The sequence below is a fragment of the Mesorhizobium sp. M7A.F.Ca.CA.001.10.2.1 genome (genome assembly GCF_003998575.1).
Classification (GTDB): Bacteria; Pseudomonadota; Alphaproteobacteria; order Rhizobiales; family Rhizobiaceae; genus Mesorhizobium.
In genome coordinates, this window is the sequence record NZ_RZQY01000429.1 from 1 (window position 1) to 5139 (window position 5139).

Here is a 5139-nt window from a genome sequence, read left to right on the forward strand (position 1 = left end):
GGTCTGGGAATAACCAACACACCTGTCACCAACACGACGACGGGTTCCGTTTCGAGCGATCGCGCCGGCATGGCCTCCGGCATCGACATGACCGCGCGCATGGTTTCATTGGCGCTGAACATCGCGGTGATGGGCTTCATCCTGGCCAGCGGTGTGCTGGCGCATCTGGGGCATGCGCTGCCCGACCTCGACGCTGCCCAATTGCGTCTTCTCGCCGAAGCTATCGCTGCTGGAAACCCCATCTCCGGGCTCGCCGGGACCGTCGCCCAGGATGCGCTGCGCAACGGCTTTGGCTGGGTCATGCTCTATGGCGGGATCGGCGTCTGGATCATGGCCGCCATCAGTTTCGCAAGCTTCAACGGCCGGCCGGTGCGGCGGACGGAGGTTCAGTGCTCTGATTGAACACTACAATGATCGAACAGGCGCCCTGGCGATCAACCCGCCGGCTGCAGCGGGTCGCTGCCGATCTTGGACAGCAGGATCACCGCCTGCGTGCGGCTGTCGACGCCGAGCTTCTGCAGGATGGCGGAGACATGCGCCTTGATGGTAGCCTCCGATACACCGAGTTCATAGGCGATCTGCTTGTTGAGCAGGCCCTCGGCCAGCATGCCCAGCACCCGTGTCTGCTGCGGCGTCAGAGCCTGCAGCCGCTTGATGAGGTCCGATATTTCGGGATCGCGCTCGATGCCGAGATCGACGCCGGCTGGTGCTGCGATGTCGCCGGCAAGCACCGATTGCACGGCGCTGCGGATCTCCTCCATGCTGGCCGACTTGGAGATGAAGCCGGAAGCGCCGAGATCGAGCGCCCGCCTGATGGTCGCCGGATCGTCATGCGCCGACACCACGACCAGCGGCACCGCCGGATGGATGCCACGCAGCGAGACCAGGCCGGACAGGCCGCTGGCGCCCGGCATCGACAGGTCGAGCAGCACCAGATCGACGTCCTCGTTGGCCACGACCAGCGCCTTGGCGCTCTCGAAATCGCCGGCTTCATGGATGGCGGCGACGTTGCCGATGCCGGCGAGCGCTTCGCGCAGCGCACCGCGAAACAGCGGGTGATCGTCGGCGATGACGAAAGAATAGCCTGCCGGCAAATGTCCCTCCCCAAATCCCCGATGATTTTTGGCTTTTCGGGTTCAATTGGACGATTATGAGGGGCTGCGCGCTGTTTTCAAGCGGCAAAGCCAGCGCGCCGCCTCCCCTGGTTGAAGCGCTCAGGTCTTCTGAGCGCCGTCGTCCTTGTCCATATCCTTGACGATGCCCATGAAGCCGCGCAGGAAGCGCTCCATGTAGCTCATGGTCTTGTTGAAATCCTCCTCGCTCGGCAGTTTCGATTCGAGGCGGGCGGAGAGCGAATTCTCGAGCTTGGTGACGCGCTCGTCCATCGCCTTCATCGAGGTTTGCAGGCGGTCGACCTCGTCCTGGAAAGCAGCGCGTTCGTCGGCCGCCATCTTGCAGACGAGCTGGCCCGAACGTTCCTCGCAGATCGACATGGCGCCGGTCTGCGTATCGATACGGACAAAGCCGCTATCGGACTTTTCCAGGCGGTAGCGGTCGGTCTCTTCCGAATAAGCTGAAGCCGCGACCAGCGAAACGAGCGCGGCGGGGATCAAGATGTGCTGCAGACGCATGTTGTCCTCCATGGCCAAGGCCTCAGATATCGCATGTTTGCGCCGGAAATGGGGAAGACCCTTGGCGTGGCCTTTCCCGAATGGCTGGTTCGGAATCTTTTTGACGCAATTCCCAAGGGAAAGCGCTATGCGCTTTTCCCGGGAAAACCGTTTCACACTTTTCCTGGAACTGCTCTATAGCGCAACCATGTCTCAGATTATCTACAAGATAACCCCGCAAGCGCCTTGGCGCGAGGCCGAAACGCATGGTCGCTTCACCGGCGCGCCGATCGATGTCGCCGATGGCTTCATCCATTTCTCAACGGCAGCACAGGTCAGGGAAACGGCGGCAAAGCACTTTGCCGGCCAGACGGACCTTCTGCTGGTCGCCATCGACGGCGCCGGCCTGGGCGCTGCGCTGAGATACGAGGTCTCGCGCGGCGGCGCGCTGTTTCCGCATCTTTATGGCCCGCTGGACCTCAAGGCCGTGCTGTGGGTCCGGCCACTGCCGCTTGGCGCCGATGGTGTGCACCAGTTCCCGGCACTGGAGGGGCAATGAGCGTGCTCGACCGGCTCGGCCAGAAGCTGCTGTTCGCCTTCGATCCGGAAACCGCGCATGGCATGTCGATTGCGGCGCTGCGATGCGGCCTGCCGGTCGGTGCGCGGACGACGCTCGACGCGCGGCTGAAGGTCAGCGTCTGCGGCCTCGATTTCCCCAATCCGATCGGCATGGCGGCCGGCTATGACAAGAACGCCGAGGTTCCGGACGCGTTGCTTGGCCTGGGCTTCGGTTTCGCCGAGGTCGGTACCATCACGCCGTTGCCGCAGGCCGGCAATCCGAAGCCGCGTATCTTCCGGCTGACTGCCGACGATGCGGTGATCAACCGATTGGGCTTCAACAATGAAGGCCATGCAGCGGCCGAAAAACGCCTTGCCGCACGCAAGGGGCGCTCCGGCATCGTCGGTGTCAACATCGGAGCCAACAAGGACAGCAGCGACCGCATCGGCGACTATGAGCGCGGTGTCGCCCGGTTTGCGCAATACGCCAGCTATCTCACCGTCAACATCTCCTCGCCCAACACGCCGGGCCTGCGCAACATGCAGGCGCGCGAGCAGCTTGGCGAACTCTTGTCGCGTGTCATGGCCGCGCGCGCCGCGGCAACGGCGCAGCCGCCGGTGTTCCTGAAGATCGCGCCGGACCTGGTCGAGGCAGAGCTGGAGGACATCGCCGCCGAGGTCACCGAAAAGCAGGTGGACGGCGTCATCGTCTCCAACACCACCATCTCCCGACCGTCATTGCGCAGCGGCGACACCGCGCGCGAGACCGGCGGGCTCTCCGGAAAGCCGCTGTTCGAGCGTTCGACCATCGTGCTGGCGAAGATGCGCAAACTGCTCGGACCGGACCGCGCCATCATCGGCGTCGGCGGCGTCGATTCCGCCGATACGGCGCTGGACAAGATCCGTGCGGGTGCTGATCTGGTCCAGCTCTACACCGGCATGATCTATGCCGGGCCTTCACTGCCGGGCCGTATCCTTTCCGGAATGGTCCGTTTCGTCGAAAAGGAACGGCTGAAGTCGATTTGCGAGTTGCGCGGCAGCCGCCTCGACTTCTGGGCGTCCAGGCAACTCTGAGCCTGCTCTCAGGAGCGTAGATTGCGACTGACGGCCCGCTCGCAAATGGCGCCGCCGATGGCAGGCAACACGCCGAAGAGAAGCAATTGCGCGGTGCCGCCGATGCCAGAAACCGCGGAGAGAATGAACGCAGCGAGCAATCCCAGCGCCGCGCCCAAGACATATGGCAGGTAGCTTCGCATAAGCTCGCCCTGGAACAATTGGTGCATCAAGTCTGTTGGAAATCGACTGGAAGTGCAAGTGCATCCGACCGCACAGCAGGGCAACGAACTCGGTTTAACGGGTTGCTTCGGAGCCTCGCCGGCGCATTGGCTGACGGAGCATCAAACGAAAAACCCGCCTGTGCGGCGGGTCACTGGCGCAAATCAGCACCATGGCCAAAAATGTACCATAGCTGAGATCACCGAGTCAAGAAAAAATTCCTATCGCGAACAGGTGCCGTTCGCTGCCTGGACGGCGCAGGGCCTCCCGGAGGGCACCGTCTAAAACGCCGTCCGCACCCTGAGCCGCAGGATCGTCAGCAGGCTGAAGCCTCGCACCAGCAGGAAGACGTGCAGCGCCGCCCAAAGTCCATTGTTGCCGAAGGCGGGCGCAAGGGTCAGCAGCGCGGTCGCGAAAACCAGGAACGACAGCAGCATCATGTTGCGCATGTCGCGGGACCAGGTCGCGCCGATGAAGACGCCATCCATCTGGAACGCCAGCACACCGCTCAGCGCCGTGAATGCCGCCCATGGCAGGTAGATGTCGGCCACCGAACGGACTTCCTCCGATGTCGTCACGAGAGCGACCAGATTGGCGCCACCAGACAGCATTACCAGCGTCGCGGCTCCCGCCAGTCCGAAACCCCAAAACAGCGTCAGCCGCACGGCCTGGCGGAACGGTGCGGCGGCACGTGCGCCGACGGCACGGCCCGCCAGCTGTTCGGCGGCGGTGGCAAAGCCGTCGAGGAAATAGCCGGCGACGAGGAAGAAGTTCATCAGCACGGCGTTGGCGGCCAGCGTCACCGTGCCGAACTGCGCGCCCTGGCGGGTGAACAATGCGAAGGCGGCGAGCAGCGAGAACGAGCGGATCATGATGTCGCGGTTGAGCGACATCATGCGCAGGAAGGCGGCCATGTCGAGCAGGCGGTGGCGCGGCAAGGATGGGGCGGCCCGGAACCGGCGGATAACGATCGCCAGGCCGAGCAGCATGGCCAGGAACTCACCGGTGACGGTCGCCCAGGCAACGCCGGCGACACCCCAGCCAAGTTCCAACCCAAGCACGAAGCAGAGCGCGATGTTGATGCCGTTCAGCACCAATTGCAGCATCAGCCCAAGCCCGCCCTCGCCGCGCCCCAGCACATAGCCGAGGATGGCGTAGTTGATCAGCGAGAACGGCGCCGCGAGCAGCCTGATCCTGATGTAGACGCCCATCGCCTCGCTGACGCGCGGTTCGGCGCCCATGAACTTTTGCCCGGCGATGGCGACCAGCGGCGCAAGGGCAGCGAGCACGATGCCGGCGATAACCGCGATCAGCACGGCGCGCCAGAACACCGCCTGTTCCTCCAGGGCGTCGCCGCGCCCAAACGCCTGTGCGACAAGCCCGGTGGTGCCCGAGCGCAGGAAATTGAAAGAGGTGAAGACGACGTCGAAGATCAATGCGCCGGCCGCCAGGCCGCCAAGCAAGGCGGCATCGCCGAACTGGCCGATGACAGCCGTGTCGACCAGGCCGAGCATCGGCGTCGTCAGATAGGCAAGCGTCATCGGCACGGCGATGGCGAGCACGGAACGATTGGTGACGACAAATGATCCGGGGTTGATTGGGGATCTGGCGTCGGCTGGGGTTGCACCCTGGTCCAAGGATTGCTGCCTTGCTGATTGCGGCTTGATCGAACTGCCGATGTGCCCCATTTTCCAGC

General features: G+C 63.8%; 6 protein-coding genes and 1 pseudogene. 3 read left to right on the forward strand and 4 right to left on the reverse strand.

Annotated features, from left to right (window positions below; translation table 11 throughout):
• Positions 1–402 (forward strand): annotated as a pseudogene (locus EN964_RS23750) (MFS transporter); the annotation flags it as partial.
• A gap of 32 nt (positions 403–434) precedes the next feature.
• Here EN964_RS23750 and EN964_RS23755 read toward each other — a convergent pair.
• Both EN964_RS23755 and EN964_RS23760 read right to left on the reverse strand, forming a co-directional pair.
• Positions 435–1094: a response regulator transcription factor gene (locus EN964_RS23755; protein WP_023813893.1), complete on the reverse strand. Its 660-nt coding sequence runs from the start codon at positions 1092–1094 to the stop codon at positions 435–437.
• 120 nt (positions 1095–1214) lie between these two features.
• On the reverse strand, positions 1215–1631 hold the full coding sequence (locus EN964_RS23760; protein WP_127266720.1) for a hypothetical protein: 417 nt from the start codon (positions 1629–1631) through the stop codon (positions 1215–1217).
• A gap of 187 nt (positions 1632–1818) precedes the next feature.
• Here EN964_RS23760 and EN964_RS23765 point away from each other — a divergent pair, with 187 nt between their 5' ends.
• Both EN964_RS23765 and EN964_RS23770 read left to right on the forward strand, forming a co-directional pair.
• Positions 1819–2169 (forward strand): DUF952 domain-containing protein, encoded by a 351-nt coding sequence (locus tag EN964_RS23765; RefSeq protein WP_063173552.1) that lies wholly within the window; start codon positions 1819–1821, stop codon positions 2167–2169.
• The gene (locus tag EN964_RS23770) at positions 2166–3242 is read left to right on the forward strand and encodes a quinone-dependent dihydroorotate dehydrogenase (RefSeq protein WP_127266719.1); all 1077 of its coding nucleotides are present in this window, start codon (positions 2166–2168) and stop codon (positions 3240–3242) included. Before EN964_RS23765 ends, EN964_RS23770 begins: the two co-directional genes overlap by 4 nt.
• A gap of 8 nt (positions 3243–3250) precedes the next feature.
• Here the strand turns inward: EN964_RS23770 and EN964_RS37830 are convergent, their stop codons facing one another.
• The gene (locus tag EN964_RS37830; RefSeq protein ID WP_164750861.1) at positions 3251–3400 is read right to left on the reverse strand and encodes a hypothetical protein; all 150 of its coding nucleotides are present in this window, start codon (positions 3398–3400) and stop codon (positions 3251–3253) included.
• A gap of 324 nt (positions 3401–3724) precedes the next feature.
• A complete protein-coding gene (locus tag EN964_RS23775; RefSeq protein WP_127266718.1) occupies positions 3725–5080 on the reverse strand; it encodes an MATE family efflux transporter in 1356 nt (451 codons plus the stop codon).
• Positions 5081–5139: the final 59 nt, after the last annotated feature.

Bases quoted from the DNA above. Each gene is read 5' to 3' on its own strand.
- EN964_RS23760 (WP_127266720.1), bottom strand. From the start codon at position 1,631: ATGCGTCTGCAGCACATCTTGATCCCCGCCGCGCTCGTTTCGCTGGTC.
- EN964_RS23765 (WP_063173552.1), top strand. From the start codon at position 1,819: ATGTCTCAGATTATCTACAAGATAACCCCGCAAGCGCCTTGGCGCGAG.
- EN964_RS23770 (WP_127266719.1), top strand. From the start codon at position 2,166: ATGAGCGTGCTCGACCGGCTCGGCCAGAAGCTGCTGTTCGCCTTCGAT.